Origin of the sequence: Limnohabitans sp., from assembly GCF_038134685.1 — a bacterium.
GTDB lineage: Bacteria > Pseudomonadota > Gammaproteobacteria > Burkholderiales > Burkholderiaceae_C > Limnohabitans_A.
In genome coordinates, this window is sequence record NZ_JAYPVP010000001.1 from 92,213 (window position 1) to 115,941 (window position 23,729).

Sequence of the window (23,729 nt, forward strand, 5' to 3'; positions counted from 1 at the left end):
CCGCCATGAGTCTCAAGCTTGACGTTCAAGACATTCACAAACGCTTTGGGCAGCAAGAAGTGCTCAAAGGAGTGTCCCTGCAAGCGCATGCGGGCGATGTGATCAGCCTGATCGGCTCCAGCGGTTCGGGCAAAAGCACCTTCCTGCGCTGCATCAATCTGCTCGAACAGCCCCAGCAAGGCCGCATCAGTGTGGCCGGTGAAACCTTGCAACTCAAAGCAGATGGCCAAGGACTTCTGCAGGCCAGTGACCCAGGTCAGCTACAACGTCTGCGCGCCAAGCTGGCCATGGTGTTTCAACACTTCAATCTCTGGAGTCACATGACGGTGCTGGAGAACGTCATGGAAGCGCCCGTTCAGGTCCTGGGCCAGAGCAAGAACGAAGCGCGAGCGCGTGCTGAACACTATCTGGCCCGTGTGGGCCTGAGCGCGCAGACGTTTGGCCACTACCCGATGCATTTGTCAGGCGGCATGCAGCAGCGCGTGGCCATTGCACGCGCCTTGGCCATGGAGCCGGAGGTCATGCTGTTTGACGAACCCACCTCGGCGCTGGACCCCGAGCTGGTGGGTGAAGTGTTGCGCGTGATGCGCTCTTTGGCAGAAGAAGGCAGAACCATGGTGGTGGTCACCCACGAAATGGGGTTTGCGCGCGAGGTGTCCAACCATGTGATGTTCCTGCACCAGGGCAAGGTGGAAGAAGAGGGCCAGCCCCACTTCATCCTGCAAGCGCCTCGCAGTGAACGCTTGCAGCAATTCCTGGCAGGCAGCCTCAAATAAGGTTCAATGGCAATGCCGTGCTGTTCTTGACCTCTTCCATCACCGCATAGGTGCGCGTCTCGCGCACACCGGGCAACAACCACAGAACGTCGCCCGAAAATTGACGGTACGCGTTCATGTCGGTGGTGCGGATCTTGAGCAAGTAGTCAAAACCACCCGCCACCAGGTGGCATTCCATGATTTCGGCTCGCACCTGCACCGCCGCCTTGAACTGCTCGAACACATTGGGGCTGGTGCGGTCGAGCAGCACCTCTACAAACACCAGCATGCCAGCACCCAGCTTGAGCGGGTTCAGGCGCGCTTCGTAACCCAGGATGTAGCCGTCCTTGGAGAGGCGCTGCACCCGCGCCAGCACCGCCGTGGGCGACAGGGCCACCGCCTCGGCCAGCTTGAGGTTGCTGATGCGACCGTCGCGCTGGAGCACATCCAGAATGCGACGGTCTATGCGGTCAATATCAGTGGATTCGCTGCTCATGCCGAACATTATTCATTGAAACGACTGTTTTTTGGATAAATATCCTCTTGGAAATCCGGATCATGGTGAGTTAAGCCAACACCCCACTGGGACTTTCCATGAACGCCGCCACCCCGCTCCATTTGCTCAGCCCCCTGCCGCAAGGCGCCCGCTTCTCGCCCGAAGGCCCGCTGGCCGAGCGCAGTGCCCTGCGTGAAGCCATCGCCCGCGCCACCCGCCTGGCCGAACCAGAGGCACTGGGCCCCTTGATGGCGCAGGCGCGCCTGAGCGCCGAGCAGGCCACGCGCACCGACGCGCTGGCCCGCCAGCTGGCGATGGGCATGCGTCAAGGCCCTCAACAAGGCGGCCGTGCCGGCCGGGTGCAAAGCCTGATGCAGGAATACGCGCTGTCCAGCGAAGAAGGCGTGGCGCTGATGTGCCTGGCTGAAGCGCTGCTGCGCATTCCCGACGCGGCCACACGCGACGCCCTGATCCGCGACAAGATCGGCGGCGGTGACTGGCAACAGCACTTGGGGCACAGCGGTTCGCTGTTTGTGAATGCCGCCTCCTGGGGCCTGCTGCTGACTGGCAAACTGGTCGCCACCCACAGCGAGGGCCAGATGCTGGGCGCCGTCACACGCCTGGTGGGCAAAGGCAGCGAACCGCTGATCCGCCAAGGCGTGCAGCTGGCCATGCAAATGCTGGGCGAGCAGTTCGTCACTGGCGAAACCATCGACGAAGCCCTGCAGCGCGCCCGCGCCATGGAGTCCAAAGGGTTTCGCTATTCCTACGACATGCTGGGCGAGGCCGCACTCACCGAGGCCGATGCGCAGCGCTACATGGCCGCTTATGAAAACGCCATCCACGCCATCGGCAAGGCATCGCACGGGCAGGGCGTCATCAACGGCCCCGGCATCTCGATCAAGCTGTCGGCACTGCACCCGCGCTACAGCCGCGCGCAACACCAGCGCGTGATGGACGAACTTTTTCCCCGCGTCTTGAAGCTGACCGAGCTGGCCCGCAGTTACGACATTGGCCTGAACATCGACGCCGAAGAAGTAGACCGCCTGGACATCTCGCTGGACCTGCTCGAAGCCTTGTGCCATGCGCCCAGCCTGACGGGCTGGCACGGCATCGGCTTTGTCATCCAGGCCTACCAAAAGCGCTGCCCCTTCGTGGTCGACTTTGTGGTGGACCTGGCGCGCCGCACGGGGCATCGCCTGATGATCCGCCTGGTCAAAGGCGCGTATTGGGACAGCGAAATCAAACGCGCTCAGCTGGACGGCCAAAGCGACTACCCGGTGTACACCCGCAAGCATCACACCGACGTGTCTTACCTGGCGTGCGCCCGCAAACTGCTGGCCGCGCCCGACGCGATTTACCCGCAATTTGCGACGCACAACGCGCAAACGCTGGCGTCCATCGTGCAGGTGGCGCAAGACGCGCTGGGCGACTACCAGCAGGGGCAATACGAATTCCAGTGCCTGCACGGCATGGGCGAGCCGTTGTATTTGCAGGTGGTGCGTGGTGATGTCCTGAACCGCCCTTGCCGCATTTACGCACCTGTGGGTACACACGAAACTTTGCTGGCGTACCTCGTGCGCCGCCTGCTGGAAAACGGCGCCAACAGCTCCTTCGTCAACCGTATGGCCGACGCGTCGGTGTCGCTCGATGAACTGGTGCAAGACCCGGTGCACCGCACCGAGCAGGACGCTGTTCGCGAAGACCGCACGCCCGGCCAGCCGCACCTGCACATTGCGCTGCCCGTGCAGCTGTACGGCACGGCCCGCCGCAACTCCAGCGGTCCCGACCTGGCACACGAACCCACGCTGCGCCTGCTCGCACAGCAGATGCTGGCGCACACCGCCCCGTTGCAGGTGCGGCCCCTGCTGGCAGGCTCCGTGCAAGGCGGCGAGTGGCACACCTTGCGCAACCCGGCCGACCATGCCGACGTGATTGGCACCGTGCAATACGCCAGCGAAGGCGATGTGCTGACCGCCCTGCAGGCTGCCCATGCCTTCGCCCCCGAGTGGGCGCAGACCACGCCCGAACAACGCGTAGCGCTGTTGGAGCAAGCCGCCGACCTGCTGCTGCAGGACGCCCCGCGCTGCATGGCCCTGCTGGTGCGCGAAGCGGGCAAAACCTGGGCGCACGCCGTGGCCGAGCTGCGCGAGGCGGTGGACTTTTTGCGTTACTACGCCGCACAGGTGCGACGCGACTTTGACAACCACACGCATGTGGCGCTGGGCCCGGTGGTCTGCATCAGCCCCTGGAACTTTCCGCTGGCCATCTTCATGGGCCAGGTGGCTGCGGCGCTGGCGGCGGGCAACCCGGTGCTGGCCAAACCCGCCGAGTCCACCCCCGCTATGGCCGCGCTCGCGGTCGATGTGCTCTGGCGCGCCGGTGTGCCCCGCACCGCCGTCCAGCTCTTGCCCGGCCACGGCCGCAGTGTGGGCATGCAACTGGTGGATGACGCCCGCGTGCAGGGGGTGATGTTCACCGGCTCCACCGAAACCGCCAAGGTGTTGCAGAGCGTGCTGGCCCAGCGCCTGAACGCACACGGCCAGGTGGTGCCCCTGATTGCCGAGACCGGTGGCCAGAACTGCATGGTGGTCGATTCATCGGCCTTGCTGGAGCAGGTCGTGCAGGACGCTGTGGCCTCGGCCTTTGAAGCCGCAGGCCAGCGCTGCTCGGCCCTGCGTGTACTGTGTGTGCAGGACGATGTGGCCGATCGCCTGCTCGAGATGCTGCAGGGCGCGATGGCCGAAATCCACATGAGCACACCCGCGCAGCTTTCGGTGGACATGGGCCCGGTGATCGACGAACGCGCACAAAGCGGCATTGAGGCGCATGTGCGCAAGATGCAAACGCGCGGCTGCAAGGTCCACCGCATCAGCCGCAAGGCACCGGGCAGCTTGCGCACTGGCACTTATGTGCAGCCCACCCTGATCGAGATCGACAGCATCACCCAACTCGAACGCGAGGTGTTTGGCCCGGTGCTGCATGTGCTGCGCTATGCACGCCAGGACCTGGACATGCTGCTGGCGCAGATCAACGCCACCGGCTATGCGCTCACCCTGGGCGTGCATTCGCGCATCGAAGAAACCATCGCCCGTGTGACGAACAGCACCCACGCAGGCAACACCTACGTTAACCGCAACATGGTCGGCGCCGTAGTCGGCGTGCAGCCCTTTGGCGGCGAGGGCCTGTCAGGCACAGGGCCCAAGGCGGGTGGTCCGTTGTACCTGCTGCGCCTGCTGGCGCGCTGCCCGGATAACGCGGCCCTGCGCAGCGTGCAGACCAGCGGCGCCACCGCCATGCCGCAAGCCACGCCCGCGCTGCAAGCCCTGCACGACTGGGCAGCAGCCCAAGGCCGCCTGTCACTGGCGCACCAGTGCGCACGGCTTGCAGCTTGTAACTTGGCTGGTCTTGAAGCCCTGCTGCCTGGCCCCACGGGCGAGCGCAACGTTTACCGCGTGCAGGCCCGCGCGCAAGTGCTGTGCCGCGTGGGCACACAAGCCAGCGCCGAAGCCGACCTGCTCTCGCAGATTGCGGCTGTGCTGGCTGTAGGTGGGCAGGCGGTGCTGACCGCCCAAAGCGTTGCGCTATGTGCCGGTTTGCCCGAAGCTGTGCAAGTCCAACTGGTGGTGAGCGAGACCCTGCAGGCCGAGGCCGCGTTGATCAGCGCCCCCGCCAACGAAGTCTTGACCCTGGCCGCGCAACTGGCTATGCAGGGGGGCCCCATCGTCACCCTCACGGCCCTGTCACCCGGCAACGTGCAGGTGCCGCTGGCCCGCCTGGTGAGCGAGCGCAGCATCAGCACCAACACGGCCGCAGCCGGCGGCAATGCCAGCCTGATGACGCTGGAGGCCTGATCAGCTCAGATGCTTGCCCACGATGCCGGCAAGTTCGAACATGGTGATCTGGTCCTTGCCGAACACCTCGCGCAGTTTGCCGTCGGCGTTGATGGCGCGCTTGTTGGCCGCGTCTTGCAGATTATTGGCCTTGATGTAGTCCCAGATTTTTTTGACCACTTCGGTGCGGGCATACGTCCCGTCGCCGATCACGGCGGCCAGTGCCGCGCTGGGCTTGAGCGTGCCCACAGCGGCCTTGCGGGGGGCCTTTTCGGCAGCGGCTTTTTTGGCAGCTGGCGCTTTCTTGGCTGCGGGAGCCTTGGCGGTTTTGGTGGCGGCCTTGCCAAACGGCGTCTTTTTGGCTGCCGCCTTGCGCGCCGGGTACTTGCCTTCGCGCTGTTCAAACTCAAAGCCGACCTTGCCCTCTTCGGGGTTCCAGGCCAGCATGGCCTTGAAGCTGCGGCGGGTGCGGTTGCTCACGAACTTGTCGAGCAGGTCGGTCTTGCCGGTGGCCAGCAATTTGCTGAATTGCTCGCGTTCGATGGGCTGCTGCAGGATGATCTGGCCGCTCTTGAAGTCGCAGCTGGGTGTCGGGTGCTGGTGGGTCGGCACGGCCTTGCTGCACACATAGTTGCTGCCATGCTCGAACACCGGGCTGCCGCACTTGGGGCAGTGGCCCAGGCTTTGCTGGGCCGAGAAGTCGACGATCTCGCCGGTGTCCTCGTCTTTGCCGTCGTCGCCAAAGTCAAACTCCAGCTTCCACTGAGCTTCGTCTTCGCCGTAAACCAGCGCCAGCTCGGCCACAAAGGGCCAGCCCGCCTTGGATCGGAAACCTTCGAGCGGACCGATTTTTCGATCGCGCAGGAACTGGTCGGCCTCGGCAATTTCAAAGGTGCGGCCGCCGGGTGATTTGGTGAACGAGAAGCCGCAGCCCTCGCTGGCGCCATCGGCACCGCAGCAGGCAAAACGGCGGTAGTTTTCCTTGACCACGCCGCCGCACTTGGGGCAGGGGCTGGTGAGCGTGGCGTAGTCGCCGGGAACGGTGTCGCGGTCGTATTCCTTCGCCTTTTTGACGATGCGCTCGGTCATGGCCGCGATCTCGGCCATGAACTGGCCACGGCTCAATTGGCCGTGCTCCATTTGCGAAAGCTTGTATTCCCACTCGCCCGTCAATTCGGGTTTGGAAAGCTCTTCCACTTCCAGGCCGCGCAGCAGCGTCATGAGCTGGAAGGCCTTGGCGGTCGGGATCAGCTCGCGGCCTTCGCGCAGCATGTACTTTTCATTGAGCAGGCCTTCGATGATGGCCGCGCGCGTAGCCGGCGTGCCTAGGCCTTTTTCCTGCATGGCTTCGCGCAGCTCGTCGTCGTCCACCAGCTTGCCGGCGCCTTCCATGGCGCCCAGCAGCGTAGCTTCGGAGTAACGGGCGGGTGGGCGGGTTTTGAGGCCCTTGGCTTCGGCGCTTTCGGTGCGCACCATCTCGCCGGGTTTCACGGCCACCAGCATCTTGGCGTTTTCGTCGCCTTCCTTTTCGGCTTCCTTGCCCCAGATGGCCTGCCAGCCGGGGTTGACCAGCACCTTGCCCACGCTCTTGAAGTGATGCCCCTGCACCTGGCTGATCCGCGTGGTCACCGTGAACTGCGCGCTCGGGAAGAACACCGACATGAAGCGCTTGACCACCAGGTCATACAGCTTGAACTCGGCCTCGCTCAAACCGCTGGGCGCCTGCAGCGTGGGGATGATGGCGAAGTGGTCCGACACCTTGCTGTTGTCGAACACGCGCGGGATCTTGCGGATGTAGTTGTTGTTGAGCGCGACCAGCGCGTGCGGCTGAAGGTGCTGGAAACCTTTGTCCGCCAGCATCTCGAAGGTTTGCTTGACCACCGGCACATAGTCTTCGGGCAGGTGGCGCGAGTCGGTTCGCGGGTAGGTCAAGGCCTTGTGTTTTTCATACAGGCTTTGCGCCAGCGCCAGCGTGGTCTTGGCCGAAAAGCCAAAGCGGCCATTGGCCTCGCGCTGCAGGCTGGTCAAGTCGAACAGGCCGGGCGAGGCCTCGGTCTTGGGAGTGGACTCTTCGGTGACGGTGGCCGCCTTGCCACGCACGGCGTCGGCAATCTCGATGGCGCGGCGTGCGTCCCAAACGCGGTCGGCTTTTTTTTCCTTGTCTTCGGCGTCTTGCTTCCAGGCCGGGTCGAACCACTTGCCGCCGTACTCGCCCGCTTCGGCCAGGAAGCTGGCGTGCACTTCCCAGTAGTCGCGGCTGACGAACTTGCGGATCTGTTCTTCGCGTTCGACCACCACCGCCAGCGTGGGCGTCTGCACACGGCCCACGGTGGTCAAAAAGAAACCACCGTCGCGCGAGTTGAAGGCCGTCATGGCGCGCGTGCCGTTGATGCCCACCAGCCAGTCGGCTTCGGAGCGGCTGCGCGCGGCGTCGGCCAGGCCCTGCATTTGTTGTTCGCTGCGCAGGTTGTCAAAACCGTCGCGAATGGCCTGCGGCGTCATCGACTGCAGCCACAGGCGCTTGACCGGCTTGCCCAAGGGCTTGGCACCGCCCGCATATTGCTCAATCAAGCGGAAGATCAGCTCGCCCTCGCGGCCCGCGTCACAGGCGTTCACCAGCGCCGTCACGTCCTTGCGCTTGGCCTGCTTGACCACAGCGCTCAGGCGGCTCTTGGTCTTGTCCACGGGCTTGAGGTCAAAGTGCGGCGGAATCACGGGCAGGTTGGCAAAGCTCCACTTGCCGCGCTTGACGTCGTACTGCTCGGGCGCCTGGATCTCGACCAGGTGACCGACCGCGCTGGTGACGACGTAGCTGTCGCTTTCGAAGTAGTCGTCGTGCTTGTCGAACTTGCCCGCCACGGGCGTAAGCGCACGCACGATGTCTTGTGCAACTGATGGTTTTTCTGCAATGACCAGAGTTTTCATTGTTCTCGTTCCCGCTCTCTATACAATGCGTTTCTCGCGTGCGCGCACGCACACATGTACGTACGTGCGCGCGCTCGCCTACATTCAACATACCAAATTTTTGCCGTGCCCAAAACTGCTGCCCCCAAATCAAACCGCCGCATCCAGGTCCGTCGCTCGGGTGTCCATGGCAAAGGCGTGTTTGCGCTGCAGGATCTTGCCGAGGGCGAAACCATCATTGAATACGTGGGCGAGGTCATCAGCTGGGACGAGGCGCAAGACCGCCACCCCCACGACCCCAAAGACCCCAACCACACCTTCTACTTCCATGTGAACGAGGACAAGGTCATTGACGCGCTGTATGGTGGCAATTCCTCTCGCTGGATCAATCACAGCTGCGACCCCAACTGCGAAGCCGACGAAGAAAACGACCGCATTTTCATCAAGGCCCTGCGCAACATCAAGGCAGGCGAAGAGCTGAACTACGACTACGGCCTGATCATCGACGAGCCCTACACCAAGAAGCTCAAGGCCGAGTACCCCTGCTGGTGCGGTGCCAGGAATTGTCGCGGCACACTGCTCTCGCCAAAAGACCGCGAGGACACGCCAAAGACCCCGAGCCAGAAAAAGAAGACATCGGGCAAAAAGAAAAAGGCCTGACATGCAGGTCTGGCCCGCCGAAGACATTTGGCAAGAGATTGCCCCTTTGCTGCCGGGCTTCACCGTCGAGGTGCTACCGGAGATCGACTCGACCAACACCGAACTGATGCGCCGCGCTCGCGCAGGCCGCACAGAGCCCACCTTGCTGGTGGCCGAGCACCAAAGCGCAGGTCGGGGCCGTCAAGGTCGACACTGGGCCAGTGAGCCTGGCGATGCGCTGACCTTCTCGCTCGGCATGCCTTACGCCCCTCGCGATTGGTCCGGCCTGTCCTTGCTCGTGGGACTGGTCGCTGCGCAAGCGCTACACCCCGACATCCGCCTGAAGTGGCCCAACGATTTGTGGTGGCAAGACCGCAAACTGGCCGGCATATTGGTGGAAGCCGCCAGCACCGGCGGACACAGCCATGTGGTGGTGGGCATGGGCATCAATATCCGGCCTGTGCAAGCAACGCAGGCCTTGCGCACGCCACCTGCGGCACTGCAAGAGTTGTTGCCCACCATGACCGCGCCCCAAGCCCTGTCCCTGCTGGCAGGGGCCCTGGTGCGGGCCTTGCTGGATTTTGAAACGCAGGGTTTCGCTCCCTGGCAACACGCCTTTGATGCGCGCGACGCCCTTAAAGGCCGAACCGTCTGGACCAGCGATGGGCAACAAGGACACGCGTTGGGCATTGACCCCTTGGGTGCGCTACGATTGGAAACCGACCGTGGTCCGGTACAGGTCAACAGCGCTGAAGTCAGCGTCCGGCCTCACCCCTTTGTGTAAAGGACACCCATGATGCTGCGCAGCCTGGTAGCGCTTTTGCTGGTTTTCAATGTGCTGGTTCTGAGCTGGACCACAGGCGTGTTCTCGAAGTGGGGCTGGGGGCCAGCCCAACCCCATCCGGATACACAAGCCCAGCCGCCTATTGCGGCTGATGCACTCAAGGTGCTGGACATACAGTCCACCACCACCCCACCCGCGCCGGCCTCTGCACCCGGCTCTTCATCAGCGCAGTAAGGAGACTTGCCATGACCATGAAACTGTTTTACGCCCCTGGTGCTTGTTCTTTCGTTCCCCACGTTCTGCTGGAGATGAGCGGCACCAACTTCGAGCCCACCCCTGTCAAGCTGCACAAGGGCGAGCAATACACCGAAGACTACAAACTCATCAACCCGCGCAGCCAGGTGCCGGTGCTCACGCACGATGCCAATGTGATTTCGCAAATCGTGGCCATCACGCTGTACCTGGACATGGTCTTCCCGGGCCAGAACTTTCTGCCCACCAGCCATCTCGAGCGCGCGCGTGCACTGTCCACTTTTGCCTGGATGAACAACACGGTCCACCCCACGTTCACCCATATCTTCATGCCGGCCAAATTCACCGACCAGCCCGAAGCGCAAGCCGCCATCCGCAAGCACGCGATTGGCCAATACAAAGGTTTGCTGACCGAGCTCGAGGCCTTGGTCGTGGCCAGCCAGGAAGCTGGCCGCACCTGGCTGGCGGGCGAGCACTTTGGCCCCCTGGACGCCTACGCGCTGACGCTCACCCGCTGGGGCACGATTGCCGGCATCGGCCCACAGGCCCACCCGCAATTGTGGGCATTTGTCCAAAAGGTGGCGGCGCAGCCCGCTGTGGCCCGCGTGATGGAGCGAGAACGCCTGCAACTGGACATGAGCGCATCGGCCATCGCCTGACGCGCAAACCACTCAGGCGCGGCGGTTAAACCGCACCGTGAAACACGCCCCGGGTCGGCTCGAACCGGGGCGCGACGACTCAATTGACACTTCGGCACCATGCCGCTCGGCGATTTCGCGCACGATGGACAGCCCCAGTCCCGAACCATCCACATTGGTACCCAAAGCCCTGTAGAAAGGCTGGAACACCAGGTCGCGTTCGGCCGGCGCAATGCCCGGGCCGTTGTCCTCGACCTGCAGCGCCAAGGTGCCGCTGTATCGGTCCACCAGCACGCGCACCGTCACGACGCCCTGCAACTCGGGCGTACTGGGCGTGTAATGCATGGCGTTGTCCACGAGGTTACGCACCATCTCCTTGATCAGGGTGCGGTTACCCATCACCGTGGTGCCAGCAGAGCCGGGCTCCACACCGTCGTAGCCCAGGTCCAGACCCTTGTCCATGGCGTGCGGCCAGGAGTCTGCAATCACCTCGCTGACGATGTCCACCATGTCGCAATCCTGCAGCGTGGTGTTGGTCCCGCCCTCAGCCCGCGCCAAAGCCAGCAACTGGTTGACGGTATGCGTGGCCGCAACGCTGGCCCGGCCGATTTGCTGCAAGGATCGCTTGAGGTCCTCTTCGCTGGCCCCTGGCCGCCTCGCCAGGTCCGCCTGCATGCGCAAGCCTGCCAGGGGCGTTTTGAGTTGATGTGCGGCATCAGCCAGAAAACGTTTTTGGGTGGAGATGGAATCTTTCAGGCGCTCCAGCAAATCATTGACTGAAGAGACCAGTGGCGCCACTTCCAGCGGCACCGCCTTGTCGTCGAGCGGGCTGAGGTCATCGCTCTTGCGCGCACGAATACGTTCTTCCAGCTGCGACAAGGGCTTGATGCCCCGCACCAGCGCCAACCACACCAAGAGCACCGCCAACGGCAGGATGACGAACTGCGGCAACATCACCCCCTTGATGATCTCGGCCGCCAGCACCGAACGCTTTTCCCGCGTCTCGGCCACCTGAACCAGCGCAGGCTGTTGCTCCGCATCTGCGAGCTTCACCCAAGTGTAGGCCACACGCACATCCATGCCACGCATTTCATCGTCGCGGATGCGCACCTCGTAGCTGTGGTCAATGCCTGCGGTCTTGGGCAGCGGCATATCGCGCTCACCACCCAACAACTCGCCGTTCGTGCCTCGCACCTGGTAGTAGACCTGGTCGGTCTCATCGGCGCGCAACAGTTCACTGGCCGATTGCGACAACATGAACTGCACCTTGTCACCCGGCCCAGGCTTGACCTGTTGCGCCAAGGCCTGCACGTTGTAGACCAACGCGCGGTCAAAGGGTTTGTTGGCCAGACCCTGCGCCACCAGCCAGGTCAACGCCAGACTGATAGGCCACAGCAACAGCAAGGGTGTGAGCATCCAATCCAGAATCTCACCGAACAGCGAGCGCTGTTCCTTGCGAAAGAGCAGGGCGTTCCAGCCGCGTGATTTCATGGCTCAGGGCTGGTGCGTTGCCGGACCGATCAGCCCGGAATTTTTTCGAGGCAGTAACCCAGGCCACGCACGGTGGCGATGCGGATCGGGCCTTTCTCGATTTTTTTGCGCAAGCGGTGGATGTACACCTCAATGGCGTTGTTGCTCACCTCTTCGCCCCACTCGCACAGACGTTCAACCAGCTGATCTTTGCTGACCAGGCGACCGGCGCGCTGGAGCAACACTTCGAGCAAGCCCAGCTCGCGCGCAGACAGCTCGACCATCTTGCCGTCAATCGTGGCCACGCGACCCGTCTGGTCGTAGACCAATGGACCATGTTTGATTTGCGAGGTGGCGCCACCCATGCCACGGCGCGTCAGGGCGCGCACGCGGGCTTCCAGTTCCTGCAAGCTGAAGGGCTTGGCCATGTAGTCGTCGGCACCGTAATCCAGGCCTTTGACACGCTCTTCCACGCTGTCGGCCGCAGTCAGGATCAGCACAGGCAAAGTGGAGCCACGCGCTCTCATGCGCTTGAGCACCTCCAGGCCGTGCAGCTTGGGCAGCCCCAAGTCCAGAATCAGCAGATCGAATTCATTGTTGGTCATCAAGGCGGCGTCCGCCTCGGAGCCACTGGCCACATGGTCCACCGCCGCGCCTGCAGCGCGCAGGGTACGCAACAGGCCATCGGCCAAGACCTGGTCATCTTCTGCAATCAGGATCCGCATGCTTGTCTCCTTTTGATGGCACGATTCTAGTGCGCATACGCCTCTAATCCGAGAGCGACCACCGTCGCAATTTCAGGGCCGACCTGTTCGCGAAACTCGGCTTCAGCCTGTTGCACGGCTTGCTGGAAAGCCCGCAGCCACGCGCGGCCCGTTTCTGTGAACATCACTTTCTTGGCGCGCGCGTCCAGCGGATCGTCTTCTTTGAGCACCAAACCCCAAGCTTCACACTGGTTCACCAAATTGCCCATCGCCTGCTTGGTCATGCCGGCTTGTTGGGCCAGCTCGGTCAGCCGCGTCCCTTGCAGACTCAAGTGCCTGGTGATGTGAATGTGCGCTGCACTGATTTTGTCGCGCGCGGCCAGATTGGCCAGCGCCAAGGGCACGCCCTCATTGGCCGCCATCAGCTCCAGCACCCGTGCATCGAATTTGCGCATGGCGTGACCGAGCACCCGCCCCAGATGGGTTTGCCGCCAACCGTCGTTGAGCTTTTTTTCGTCCATGTGTAATAGTAAATTAAACTGACTAAAAAATCTATTTACACGCATATACTGTACATATACAGTACTGTTCAAGCGCTCAGTAGTTCTGGCGCTTCAAGGGACACAAACACAGCAACCTGTTGATATTCAAGGAGAATTTCATGAGCGAGATGGACAGCGAAAAAGCCAAAGCCCTGCAAGCCGCCCTGGCGCAGATTGAAAAACAGTTCGGCAAAGGGACCATCATGCGCCTGGGCGAAGGCGAAGCCATTGAGGACATCCAGGTGGTTTCCACCGGCTCCCTGGGCCTGGACATCGCTCTGGGTGTCGGCGGTTTGCCCCGTGGCCGTGTGATCGAAATCTACGGCCCGGAATCGTCGGGCAAGACCACCCTGACCCTGCAGGTCATCGCTGAAATGCAAAAACTCGGCGGCACCTGCGCCTTTGTGGACGCCGAACACGCGCTGGACGTGCAATATGCCCAGAACCTGGGCGTGAACCTGCCCAACCTGCTCATCTCCCAGCCCGACACCGGCGAACAAGCCCTGGAAATCGTGGACAGCCTGGTGCGCTCAGGCGCCGTGGACCTGGTGGTGATCGACTCGGTCGCTGCGCTCACACCCAAAGCCGAAATCGAAGGCGATATGGGCGACAGCCTGCCCGGCCTGCAGGCCCGCCTGATGAGCCAGGCCCTGCGCAAGCTGACCGCCACCATCAAGAAGACCAACTGCACCGTCATCTTCATCAACCAGATCCGCATGAAGATCGGCGTGATGTTCGGCAGCCCCGAAACCACCACCGGCGGCAACGCGCTCAAGTTCTACGCCTCGGTGCGCCTGGACATTCGCCGCACCGGCACGATCAAGAAGGGCGACGACGCGATTGGCAACGAGACCAAAGTCAAAGTGGTCAAGAACAAGGTCTCGCCCCCGTTCAAAACCGCCGAGTTCGATATCCTGTTTGGCGAAGGCATCTCGCGCGAAGGCGAAATCATCGACATGGGCGTGACCGCCAAAGTCATCGAGAAGTCTGGCGCCTGGTACGCCTACAACGGCGAAAAAATCGGCCAGGGCCGTGACAACGCCCGCGAGTTCCTGCGCGAAAACAGCGATCTGGCGATTGAAATCGAGAACAAGGTGCGTGACTCGCTGGGCATCGCCCTGCGCCCCACAGGCGAAGTCGAAGAGGCCTGATGAACCGCCCGGCCTTTGAGCCCAGCCTCAAGGGCCGCGCGCTGCGGCTCTTGAGCCAGCGCGAGCATTCACGGCTGGAGCTCGAGCGCAAGCTGTCCGCACACGAGACCGAACCCGGCACACTGGCCAAAGCGCTTGACGAATTGCAGGCCCGGGGCTTCATCAGCGAAGAACGGGTGGTGGAGTCCGTCATCCACCGCCGCGCCGCCAAACTGGGCACAGCGCGGGTCAAACAGGAGCTGCAAGCCAAGGGCCTCTCGGGCGAAGCGGTCACCGAGGCACTGGAGCAACTGCGCATCACCGAACTGGAGCGCGCCCGCGAAGTCTGGGCCCGCAAATTTGGCGAACCTGCCACCGAGCCCAAGGAAAAGGCTCGTCAGATCCGCTTTCTGATCAGTCGAGGCTTTGCCGCCGAGGTTGTGCGTAAGGTCGTGGGTTGAGGCCGATCACAGCCCCAGCATCAGCTGGATGTTCTGCACCGCCGCGCCGCTGGCGCCCTTGCCCAGGTTGTCCAGGCGCGCAAACAGCACCGCGTGACGGGCTTCTTCGTTAGCGAACACGCGAATTTCGAGTTTGTTGGTGTCGTTGAGCGCCAGGGCGTCGAGCTTGGCGTTCTCGGTCGGCGCTTCCACACTGACCCACCCGCCTTGCGCAGCGCTGGCCGCGTAGTGGGCGCGCAGCGCTTCTTGCAGATCCGCAGCTTTCGGTTTACCGGGCAGCTGGTCCAGGTGCAGGGGCAGCTGCACCAGCATGCCCTGGCGGAAATTGCCAACCGCCGGCACAAACAGCGGGCGGGCGCTCAGGCCGGTGTAGCGCATGATTTCAGGAATGTGCTTGTGCTTGAGGCCCAGGGCATAGGCCTCGTACAGGGGCGCTTTACCCGCTTCGTAGTCTTCGATCATGGTGCGGCCGCCGCCCGAGTAGCCACTGACCGACGGCAGGCAGACCGGAAAGTCCTTGGGCAACAGACCCGCGTCCACCAGCGGGCGAATCAGGGCGATGGCGCCCGTGGCGTAACAGCCGGGATTGGCCACGCGCTCGGCTTTTTGCACCGCTTCGCGCTGACCTGCGCACAGTTCAGGAAAACCATAAACCCAGCCTGCTGCGGTGCGGTGCGCGGTGGAGGCGTCCACAATGCGGGGCTTTTTGCCGGCAAGGCCGTCGATCATGGCCACCGACTCGATGGCGGCATCGTCATGCAGGCACAGCACCACCAGGTCAGCGGCAGCCATCAGTTCTCGCTTGGCCTCTGGGTCCTTGCGGCGCGCGGGGTCGATGCTGAGCACCTCGATCTGGGGCATCAGCGCGAGGCGGTCACGAATTTGAAGTCCTGTGGTGCCGGCTTCGCCGTCAATGAAAATCTTGGCCATGTGTCAAATTTCCCGAAAAAAGTGGCAAGCGTGCGTCAAGTCGTTGTAAGACGATTCGCTCACTATTTGTGCGTTGCAGCATGATACAGTCGTAGGCTGCAGTGTCCAGACCCAGCTGGCGGGCGAATCACCCCGGCGGGCCGGTCAGTTCAACCCCCCTCTACGAGAGAGACCTCATGAAAATTCACGAGTACCAAGGCAAGGAAATCTTGCGTCAATTTGGTGTGCCGGTGCCGCGTGGCATCCCGGCTTTCACGGTGCAGGAGGCGGTGGAAGCCGCCCAGAAACTGGGCGGACCGGTTTGGGTGGTGAAAGCCCAGATCCACGCCGGTGGCCGCGGCAAAGGCGGCGGCGTGAAAGTGGCCAAATCGATCGAGCAGGTCAAGGAACTGGCTGAACAAATTCTGGGCATGCAGCTCAAGACTCACCAGACCGGCCCCGAAGGCCAGAAGGTGCGTCGCCTCTACATCGAAGACGGCGCCGACATCAAAAAAGAATATTACGTGTCCCTCGTGACCGACCGCGCCACCCAGAAAGTGGCCGTGATCGCGTCCAGCGAAGGCGGCATGGACATCGAAGAAGTGGCGCACAGCACGCCCGAGAAGATCGTCACCGAGCTGGTCGACCCCCTGACCGGTCTGGGCCATGCCCAGGCGCTCAAGATCGCCAAGGCCGTGGGCCTGGAAGGCGGCTCCGCCGACCAAGCCGCCGACGTGCTGCAAAAGCTCTACAAGTGCTACATGGACACCGACGCGTCGCTGGTGGAAATCAACCCCCTGAACTGCGACAGCAAGGGCAACATCATCGCCCTGGACTCCAAGTTCAACTTTGACGCCAACGCCCTGTTCCGCCACCCCGAAATCGTGGCCCTGCGCGACCTGGACGAAGAAGATCCGGCCGAAGTGGAAGCTTCCAAGTTCGATCTGGCCTACATCTCCCTGGACGGCAACATCGGCTGCCTGGTCAACGGCGCTGGCCTGGCCATGGCCACCATGGACACCATCAAGCTGTTCGGCGGCGAGCCCGCCAACTTCCTGGACGTGGGCGGCGGCGCCACCCCCGAGAAGGTCACCGAAGCCTTCAAGATCATGCTCAAGAACCCCAAGGTCAAGGGCATTTTGGTCAACATCTTCGGCGGCATCATGAAGTGCGACACCATCGCCACCGGCGTGATCACCGCTTGTAAAGCCGTCAACCTGAACGTGCCGCTGGTCGTGCGCATGAAGGGCACCAACGAAGAACTGGGCAAGAAGATGCTGGCCGAATCCGGTCTGCCGATCATCGCTGCCGACACCATGGCCGAAGCCGCAACGAAGATCGTTGCAGCCGTTAAATAAATGACTTTGGGGACAGATCTTTAGCTCTGCCCCCGACTGATTAGGACAAACAAAATGTCGATCTACATCAACAAAGACACCAAAGTCATCACCCAGGGCATCACCGGCAAGACCGGTCAGTTCCACACCGAGAAGTGCATCGAATACGCGAACGGCAAGAACTGCTTTGTGGCTGGCGTGAACCCCAAGAAAGCCGGCGAGTCCATCTTCGGCGTGCCGATCTTCTCGTCCGTCAAGGACGCCGCCAAGGAAACCGGCGCCACCGTGTCGGTCATCTACGTGCCGCCCGCAGGCGCAGCCGCTGCCATCTGGGAAGCCGTTGAAGCCGACCTGGACCTGGCGATCTGCATCACCGAAGGCATCCCGGTCAAGGACATGCTCGAAGTGCGCAACAAGATGAAGGCCAAGGAAGCCGCAGGCGGCAAGCGCACCCTGCTGCTGGGCCCCAACTGCCCCGGCCTGATCACGCCCGACGAAATCAAGATCGGCATCATGCCCGGTCACATCCACCGCAAAGGCCGCATCGGCGTCGTGTCCCGTTCGGGCACGCTGACCTATGAAGCCGTGGCCATGCTGACCGAAGTCGGCCTGGGCCAGTCCAGCGCCGTCGGCATCGGTGGCGACCCGATCAACGGCCTCAAGCACATCGACGTGATGAAGGCCTTCAACGACGATCCGGACACCGACGCCGTGATCATGATCGGTGAAATCGGTGGCCCGGACGAAGCCGAAGCCGCCCAGTGGTGCAAGGCCAACATGAAGAAGCCTGTTGTGGGCTTCATCGCTGGCGTGACCGCCCCTCCCGGCAAGCGCATGGGCCACGCAGGTGCCCTGATCTCTGGCGGTGCCGACACGGCCGATGCCAAGCTGGCCATCATGGAAGAGTGCGGTTTCGTGGTCACACGCAACCCGTCTGAACTGGGCAAGCTGCTCAAAGCTCAGCTCAAGTGATGCTGTTTGTGCCTTAGGGCACAATCCACAGGCCGGACGCCCTCACAGGCTCCGGCCTTTGTCTTTGTTCGTTGTGGGGATTTCTCGTGGACGCATTCCTGACCGCTCACTTCTGGGTCGCTGTAGGCCAGATCATTCTGATCGACATCCTGCTGGGTGGCGACAATGCCGTGGTCATTGCCCTGGCCTGCCGCAAACTGCCCGCAGCACAGCGCACACAAGGCATCTTGTGGGGCACGGTCGGAGCCATCGTGCTGCGTGTGATCCTGATTGCGTTCGCCCTCACACTGCTGCAAGTGCCTTTCCTCAAACTGGTAGGCGGCGCGCTGCTGATCTGGATTGGCGTCAAGCTTCTGGCCCCCGATGACGACGACGAGCACGGCAACATTGAAGGCAGCGACAAGCTCTGGGGCGCTGTCAAAACGGTGATCGTGGCCGACCTGGTCATGTCCATCGACAACGTCATTGCAATCGCCGGCGCCGCCCAAGGCGCGGGCGAAGAGCACCAACTGTCCCTGGTCATCTTTGGCCTGCTGGTGAGCATTCCCATCATCGTCTGGGGTAGCCAGCTGGTCCTCAAACTCATGGACCGCTTTCCCTTCATCATCACCCTGGGCGGCATGCTGCTGGGCTGGATTGCCGGCACCATGAGCCACAGCGACCCCGCCGTGGTCGACTACCTGCCTCAAGACAAATCATGGCACTACGCGGCAGGCGTTCTGGGCGCGCTGCTCGTGCTAGCCTTGGGAACGGTCCTGAAAAAGCGCAGCACCAACGACAACAACTGAGACAGGAAGCTTCATCATGAACAAACAACAAGGCCTCACGCTCATCGAGCTGATGGTGGTCATTGCCGTCATCGGCATTCTGGGCGCGCTGGCGCTGCCGGCGTACCAGGACTTCACCATCCGCGCCAAAGTGGCGGAAATCGTGCTGGCCGCTGACGGCTGCAAAACCGCAGTGACCGAAATGGTCAGCTCATCTTCGCAGGCCGACATCTCTGCCGACCTGCCCCGCGCCTGCGAAAGCCAGAGCAGCAAATACGTGACCAGTGTGACCGTGACGGCCAACGGCGTGATCACCGTCACCGGCAACCACGACGCCCTGCGCGGCAGCACCAGTGCCAGCGCCAACGCGATTGCCCTCACGCCGCTGCTGACAGGTGATGCTGTTCTGAGCGGCAGCACCGACGGCGGCAAAGCGATTGCCGGCTGGCGCTGCGGCCCCGCCGACAGCAACCCCATGCCCGCCAAATATTTGCCCTCTTCCTGCAAAGGCGTTTGATAGGGAAACTCCGATGGTCGTGCCCAGGTGCACGGCCTAGGATGGATTCATGACCCATTTGCAGGAGCGCGTGTCATGAAAACCCTGTCCCAAATCCTGGATGCCAAGCCCACCGAGCTTTTGACCATCCGCCCGCAAGACTCCGTGCTGGTGGCGCTTGAAGTGCTGGCCACCTACAACATCGGCGCCCTGCCGGTCATGGACGGCAACAAACTGGTGGGCATCTTTTCCGAGCGCGACTATGCTCGCAAGGTGGCCCTCAAGGGCCTGACATCCACCACCACCGAAATTGCCGACGTCATGACCCCTGGCGTGCACTGCGCCGACCTGCACCAAAGCGTGGCCGAGTGCATGAGCCTCATGTCCGACAAACGCATTCGCCACTTGCCCGTACTGGACAAAGGTGAATTGGTCGGCATCGTCTCGATTGGCGATATGGTCAAAGCCGTTATTGAAGACCAGCGCTTTCAGATCGAGCAGCTGGAGTCCTACATCACCAACGGTTGAAACTGCCCATGCGCGTTAAAAGCATTCTGTCCGAAGTCAAACTCGTCATTGCAGACCTGGAAGTGCCCTTGGGCAAAGAACTCCGATCCAGCCCGACCCTGTGCGCCCTGGTCGGCGAGGGCGATACCGCCAAAGTGGTGCCCCTGAACACGCCTGACGGCCGCCCCATCTTCATGAGCATGGACAATGCCATTGCGCTGACACCTTGATTTTGTGCGACCGCGCAAAGTCTGGACTAGAATCCCAAAATAGTCCAAATTTTGCAGCATGGTCAAAAACGCCCCCCTCGTCAGTGCAGAAGAACTAGACGCCTTGATCAAAGGCTGGGGATCTGCCGTGGTCTCCACGGACAAGTACTTTCCCGTGCGCTTCTGGATCATCACCGCGGTCGTGCTGTTCTACCTGTACATCACACTGTTTGCATCAGAAGCGATCGCCACCAAGATGTCCAGCGACCCTGTCGAGCTCGCTCGCCTCAAAACCTACCTGTATTTTCGGGGCTGGTTTCTCTTGGGTACCTTCTGCATTGCCACCTACGCCTACGCCAAGGGCAAGTACGCCGGGCTGATGTTTGGCGTTATTTTCTTGTTGGGCATCTCCAACCTGGTTTCAGATGTTTTCAATGTCTATTGGGAACAACTGACCCATCCCAGCGCGGCCTTGACGCTGGTGCTGATGGCCCGGGTCCTTGTCTTGTGGCTGGTGTACATCTGCATGCGCAATGCCACCAGACTGCCCGAGCCCGGCGATCGCTTCAACATCCTGTTGCCGTTCAGGAGAAGTCACTCCAACTGAAAGCCAAGTCTCTAAGCCACCCAATGCCCCGACTTGCCGCCTTTCTTCTCCAGCAGGCGCACATCTGAAATGGTCATGCCGCGGTCCACGGCTTTGCACATGTCGTACACGGTCAACAACGCCACCTGCACGGCGGTCAAGGCTTCCATCTCCACCCCGGTCTGCCCTGAACACTCTGCCGTGGCGGTGCATTCAATCGCGTTGGCAGCAGCATCCACTTCAAACTCCACCGCCACTCGGGTCAGGGCAATGGGGTGGCACAGCGGAATCAGGTCGCTGGTTTTCTTGGCGCCCATGATGCCGGCCAGGCGGGCAATACCCAGCACATCACCTTTCTTGGCGGTGCCAGACTGCACCAGAGCCAACGTGGCGGGCAGCATGCTGATGCGCCCACGCGCCACGGCCACGCGGTGCGTGCTGGCCTTGGCGCCGACATCGACCATGTGCGCCTGACCCTGGGCATCAAAATGGGTCAACTCACCTGAATTGCTAGAAGAAGACATGTGTTTACAAGGGCTTGACGTGTTGCCTGCATGATAACGGTCCTATGATGGCGTCAACACCACGCACACGCATGAAGCACTTCTCCCGCCCCCACTGGCAACGTCTGGGCTGCGCCCTGCTCAGCGCCGCTTTGGCCGTGACGCCTGCGCTGGCCCAACGCAACGAACTGCCCAATCTGGGCGGGCCCGAGGGCCTGTCGGCCAGTGCCGAGCGACAGTGGGGCGACCGCATCGCCCGCGTGCTTTACCGCGACCCGGACTATTTGCAGGACGCGGTGCTCGACGAATACATTGCCCGCCTGTGGGCGCCGCTGATTGCCGCCGCCCAAAAACGCGGCGAGCTCGACGAAAGTCTTCAAAGCCGCTTTGCCTGGCGCATCCTGCTCAACAACGAACGCAGCATCAACGCTTTTGCCTTGCCAGGCGGCTACCTGGGCGTGAACCTGGGCTTGATTGCCACCGTCAGCTCTGACGACGAACTGGCCTCTGTCCTGGCGCACGAACTCAGCCACGTCACGCAACGCCACATTGCCCGCTCCATAGACGAGCAAGCCCGCATGACGCCTTGGGTGATTGGCTCGCTCATTTTGGGCGCCATTGCGGCCAGCCACTCGGCCCAGGGCGCACAAGCCCTGATCGTCGGCGGGCAGGCTGCCGCTGCGCAAGCCCAACTGAGCTATTCGCGCGACATGGAGCGCGAGGCCGACCGCGTGGGCTTCGGCGTCATGCGCGACGCGGGCTACGACCCGCGCGGCTTCGTTGGCATGTTTGGCAAGTTGCAGCAAGCCGCCACACTCAATGACAACGGCGACTACCCCTACCTGCGCAGCCACCCGCTGACCACCGAGCGCATCGCCGACATGCAGGCGCGCCAGTCCTTGCTCCGCAACCTGCCCCCCGTGGCCGTGCGCTGGGACCAAGCGCTGCTGGCCGCACGGGCCCGCGTACTTGCGCCCAACCAGGTCGATGCGCTGCGTGCCCTGGCCGCGTCGCCCACCGCACCGCAAGCCGCCCCCGTCACGCAAGCAGGCAGCCTGTACGCCAGCGCCCTGGCTCACTTGCGACTCAAAGACTTTGCCCAAGCCTGGGCCCAATCCGAACGGCTGATGCAACTGCTGCAAACGCCCACCGCAGCCACATCGAGTGCGCAGAGACTGACCCGCTTGTTGCAGGCCGACATCCGCTTGGCACAAAGGCAATACGCTGCCGCCCTGCCCCTGCTCAGCGCAGACGGCAAAACCATTCCCACCGAGCGGCCAGAACGCCTGGCCCTGGCCCAAGCCCTGCTGCACCTGGCGGGCCACGCCATGACACCCGCGCTCACACAAACGCTACGCCAGTACGTGCAACTGGCCCCGCACGACGCCCAGACCTGGAACACACTGGGCCAACTCTATGCCGCCCAAAGCGCCCCCCTGGCTGCGCTGCGCGCCGAAGGCGAAGCCCAAGCCGCGTTGCTGGACTGGACAGGTGCCATTGACCGTTTTCGCGCCGCGCAAGACCTGGCCCGCAGAACCCCCTTGCAGGCAGCGGACCAGATTGAAGCGGCCATCATCGACAGCCGGCTGCGCGAAATCCAGAACCTGCTGCGCGCGCAGCAACTCGAAGACGCCAAACGATCCTGAGGTGCGTGAACACCCACAAAGTCTGGGGAAATCGGAGATCACAAAGCCAGGGAATGCTCCGCTGTCGAATAATATGTTCATCAGAAGGGGAGTAGCGACTCATGGTTTGTGCCGTGATGCGAGCCGCCCGTCAGTACGTGTCTGACCGACACCGGGCCCGCAGAGATGTTCCATCATCCTCCCGCAAGACCTTTTGAAATGTTCAACTGAAAGGTCTTGTTTCATGGAATCCATTTTCCAAACCGTTGCGCCTGCCTGGCTGTGGGCGACTTTTGTGGCGATTGTGTTGTTCGCCCTGTTCACCGATTTTGTGTTGCTCAATCGCAAGGGCTCGCACACCGTCAATTTCCGGCAGGCCCTGAACTGGTCGATCCTTTGGGTCTTGCTCAGTCTGGCGTTTAACGCTTTGTTCTGGTGGGCGGTACGTGACAGCACCGGCTCGGTTGCCGAAGCCAACACCCGTGCGCTGGAGTTTCTGACCGGCTACTTGATCGAGAAGAGCCTGGCGGTGGACAACATCTTTGTGTTTCTGATGGTGTTCACCTACTTTGCGGTGCCGCCAGCGTTTCAGAAACGGGTGTTGATGATTGGCATTGTGGGCGCCATTGTGCTGCGCGCCTTGATGATTCTGGTGGGCGGCTGGCTGCTGGCCGAGTTTCACTGGATGCTTTATCTGTTTGGCGCCTTCCTGATCCTGACAGGCGTCAAGATGTGGATTGCAGCCGGCCAGGAGCAAACGCTGGACAGCAACCCCGCCCTGAAGTTGCTGCGCAAGGTCTTGCCCGTGAGTCAGCAGTACGACGGTGAGAAGTTCTTCACTGTGGAAAACGGCCGCAAGATTGCGACGCCGCTGTTCATGGTGATTTGCCTGATCGCGTTGACCGATGTGATTTTTGCAGTGGACTCGATTCCGGCGATCTTCGCCATCACGGAAGACCCGTTTATCGTGCTCAGCAGCAACGTGTTTGCCATTCTGGGCCTGCGCGCAATGTACTTTTTGCTGGCGGCTGTGGCGGCGCGTTTTCACTTGCTCAGTTACGGCCTGGCCATTATTTTGCTGTTCATTGGCAGCAAGATGGTCCTGATCGATGTGATCAAGATTCCGGTGCTGGTGTCGCTGGGCGCAGTGGTCGGTATTTTGGCCCTGACGATGTGGCTGAGTGTGCGTTCAAGCAGTCATCGCAACTGA

At 62.1% G+C, this 23,729-nt stretch carries 24 protein-coding genes; 17 read left to right on the forward strand and 7 right to left on the reverse strand.

Annotation, left to right across the window (positions count from 1 at the left end; genetic code table 11):
• Positions 1–5: 5 nt before the first annotated feature.
• A complete protein-coding gene (locus AAFM15_RS00400; protein WP_341684717.1) occupies positions 6–776 on the forward strand; it encodes an ATP-binding cassette domain-containing protein in 771 nt (256 codons plus the stop codon).
• On the opposite strand, the gene AAFM15_RS00405 is transcribed toward AAFM15_RS00400, so the two are convergent.
• Positions 769–1,251, reverse strand: coding sequence for an Lrp/AsnC ligand binding domain-containing protein (locus AAFM15_RS00405; protein WP_341684718.1), 483 nt, complete (start codon positions 1,249–1,251; stop codon positions 769–771). The two genes, AAFM15_RS00400 and AAFM15_RS00405, sit on opposite strands and share 8 nt — an antisense overlap.
• A 98-nt stretch (positions 1,252–1,349) precedes the next feature.
• Here AAFM15_RS00405 and putA point away from each other — a divergent pair, with 98 nt between their 5' ends.
• A complete protein-coding gene (gene putA, locus AAFM15_RS00410) occupies positions 1,350–5,105 on the forward strand; it encodes a trifunctional transcriptional regulator/proline dehydrogenase/L-glutamate gamma-semialdehyde dehydrogenase (RefSeq protein ID WP_341684719.1) in 3,756 nt (1,251 codons plus the stop codon).
• On the opposite strand, the gene AAFM15_RS00415 is transcribed toward putA, so the two are convergent.
• Positions 5,106–8,009 (reverse strand): DNA topoisomerase III, encoded by a 2,904-nt coding sequence (locus AAFM15_RS00415; protein WP_341684720.1) that lies wholly within the window; start codon positions 8,007–8,009, stop codon positions 5,106–5,108.
• Between the two features lie 54 nt (positions 8,010–8,063).
• Here AAFM15_RS00415 and AAFM15_RS00420 point away from each other — a divergent pair, with 54 nt between their 5' ends.
• The 4 genes from AAFM15_RS00420 to AAFM15_RS00435 are packed head-to-tail and all read left to right on the forward strand — an operon-like array spanning position 8,064 to position 10,322.
• Positions 8,064–8,648 (forward strand): SET domain-containing protein, encoded by a 585-nt coding sequence (locus tag AAFM15_RS00420; RefSeq protein WP_371833058.1) that lies wholly within the window; start codon positions 8,064–8,066, stop codon positions 8,646–8,648.
• A 1-nt stretch (position 8,649) separates the two neighbouring features.
• Complete coding sequence (locus AAFM15_RS00425) at positions 8,650–9,411, forward strand: biotin--[acetyl-CoA-carboxylase] ligase (RefSeq protein WP_341684722.1); 762 nt, start codon at positions 8,650–8,652, stop codon at positions 9,409–9,411.
• A 9-nt stretch (positions 9,412–9,420) separates the two neighbouring features.
• The gene (locus AAFM15_RS00430) at positions 9,421–9,645 is read left to right on the forward strand and encodes a hypothetical protein (RefSeq protein ID WP_341684723.1); all 225 of its coding nucleotides are present in this window, start codon (positions 9,421–9,423) and stop codon (positions 9,643–9,645) included.
• A gap of 11 nt (positions 9,646–9,656) precedes the next feature.
• Complete coding sequence (locus AAFM15_RS00435; protein WP_341684724.1) at positions 9,657–10,322, forward strand: glutathione binding-like protein; 666 nt, start codon at positions 9,657–9,659, stop codon at positions 10,320–10,322.
• A 12-nt stretch (positions 10,323–10,334) separates the two neighbouring features.
• Here AAFM15_RS00435 and AAFM15_RS00440 read toward each other — a convergent pair whose 3' ends face one another.
• The 3 genes from AAFM15_RS00440 to AAFM15_RS00450 are packed head-to-tail and all read right to left on the reverse strand — an operon-like array spanning position 10,335 to position 12,996.
• Complete coding sequence (locus AAFM15_RS00440; protein WP_341684725.1) at positions 10,335–11,792, reverse strand: sensor histidine kinase N-terminal domain-containing protein; 1,458 nt, start codon at positions 11,790–11,792, stop codon at positions 10,335–10,337.
• A 29-nt stretch (positions 11,793–11,821) separates the two neighbouring features.
• Complete coding sequence (locus tag AAFM15_RS00445) at positions 11,822–12,496, reverse strand: response regulator transcription factor (protein WP_341684726.1); 675 nt, start codon at positions 12,494–12,496, stop codon at positions 11,822–11,824.
• Between the two features lie 26 nt (positions 12,497–12,522).
• Positions 12,523–12,996 (reverse strand): MarR family winged helix-turn-helix transcriptional regulator, encoded by a 474-nt coding sequence (locus tag AAFM15_RS00450; RefSeq protein ID WP_341684727.1) that lies wholly within the window; start codon positions 12,994–12,996, stop codon positions 12,523–12,525.
• A 140-nt stretch (positions 12,997–13,136) separates the two neighbouring features.
• On the opposite strand from AAFM15_RS00450, the gene recA reads away from it, so the two are divergent.
• Together recA and recX are read left to right on the forward strand one after the other, a co-directional pair.
• Positions 13,137–14,168 (forward strand): recombinase RecA, encoded by a 1,032-nt coding sequence (gene recA / locus AAFM15_RS00455; protein WP_341684728.1) that lies wholly within the window; start codon positions 13,137–13,139, stop codon positions 14,166–14,168.
• Positions 14,168–14,608: a recombination regulator RecX gene (recX, locus tag AAFM15_RS00460; RefSeq protein ID WP_341684729.1), complete on the forward strand. Its 441-nt coding sequence runs from the start codon at positions 14,168–14,170 to the stop codon at positions 14,606–14,608. The genes recA and recX overlap by 1 nt, the downstream gene beginning before the upstream one ends.
• Positions 14,609–14,614: 6 nt before the next feature.
• Here the strand turns inward: recX and argC are convergent, their stop codons facing one another.
• On the reverse strand, positions 14,615–15,538 hold the full coding sequence (argC, locus tag AAFM15_RS00465) for an N-acetyl-gamma-glutamyl-phosphate reductase (protein WP_341684730.1): 924 nt from the start codon (positions 15,536–15,538) through the stop codon (positions 14,615–14,617).
• Between the two features lie 176 nt (positions 15,539–15,714).
• On the opposite strand from argC, the gene sucC reads away from it, so the two are divergent.
• The 7 genes from sucC to AAFM15_RS00500 all read left to right on the forward strand — a co-directional run bounded on the left by sucC (position 15,715) and on the right by AAFM15_RS00500 (position 20,412).
• A complete protein-coding gene (gene sucC, locus AAFM15_RS00470; protein WP_341684731.1) occupies positions 15,715–16,875 on the forward strand; it encodes an ADP-forming succinate--CoA ligase subunit beta in 1,161 nt (386 codons plus the stop codon).
• 54 nt (positions 16,876–16,929) lie between these two features.
• Positions 16,930–17,826 carry a succinate--CoA ligase subunit alpha gene (gene sucD / locus AAFM15_RS00475; RefSeq protein WP_341684732.1) on the forward strand — a complete coding sequence of 299 codons (897 nt, stop codon included), beginning with the start codon at positions 16,930–16,932 and terminating at the stop codon, positions 17,824–17,826.
• 86 nt (positions 17,827–17,912) lie between these two features.
• Complete coding sequence (locus tag AAFM15_RS00480) at positions 17,913–18,614, forward strand: TerC family protein (RefSeq protein ID WP_341684733.1); 702 nt, start codon at positions 17,913–17,915, stop codon at positions 18,612–18,614.
• A 16-nt stretch (positions 18,615–18,630) separates the two neighbouring features.
• Complete coding sequence (locus AAFM15_RS00485) at positions 18,631–19,110, forward strand: pilin (protein ID WP_341684734.1); 480 nt, start codon at positions 18,631–18,633, stop codon at positions 19,108–19,110.
• Positions 19,111–19,185: 75 nt separating this feature from the next.
• Positions 19,186–19,617 carry a CBS domain-containing protein gene (locus AAFM15_RS00490; protein ID WP_341684735.1) on the forward strand — a complete coding sequence of 144 codons (432 nt, stop codon included), beginning with the start codon at positions 19,186–19,188 and terminating at the stop codon, positions 19,615–19,617.
• Between the two features lie 8 nt (positions 19,618–19,625).
• Entirely contained in the window at positions 19,626–19,826 is a 201-nt protein-coding gene (locus AAFM15_RS00495; protein ID WP_341684736.1) for a hypothetical protein, read from the forward strand.
• Positions 19,827–19,884: 58 nt separating this feature from the next.
• Positions 19,885–20,412, forward strand: coding sequence for a hypothetical protein (locus AAFM15_RS00500; RefSeq protein WP_341684737.1), 528 nt, complete (start codon positions 19,885–19,887; stop codon positions 20,410–20,412).
• An 11-nt stretch (positions 20,413–20,423) separates the two neighbouring features.
• Here the strand turns inward: AAFM15_RS00500 and moaC are convergent, their stop codons facing one another.
• Positions 20,424–20,915 (reverse strand): cyclic pyranopterin monophosphate synthase MoaC, encoded by a 492-nt coding sequence (moaC, locus tag AAFM15_RS00505; RefSeq protein ID WP_341684738.1) that lies wholly within the window; start codon positions 20,913–20,915, stop codon positions 20,424–20,426.
• Positions 20,916–20,986: 71 nt separating this feature from the next.
• Between moaC and AAFM15_RS00510 the strand changes: the two genes are divergently transcribed.
• A complete protein-coding gene (locus AAFM15_RS00510) occupies positions 20,987–22,540 on the forward strand; it encodes a M48 family metalloprotease (RefSeq protein WP_341684739.1) in 1,554 nt (517 codons plus the stop codon).
• Between the two features lie 223 nt (positions 22,541–22,763).
• A complete protein-coding gene (locus tag AAFM15_RS00515; RefSeq protein ID WP_341684740.1) occupies positions 22,764–23,729 on the forward strand; it encodes a TerC family protein in 966 nt (321 codons plus the stop codon).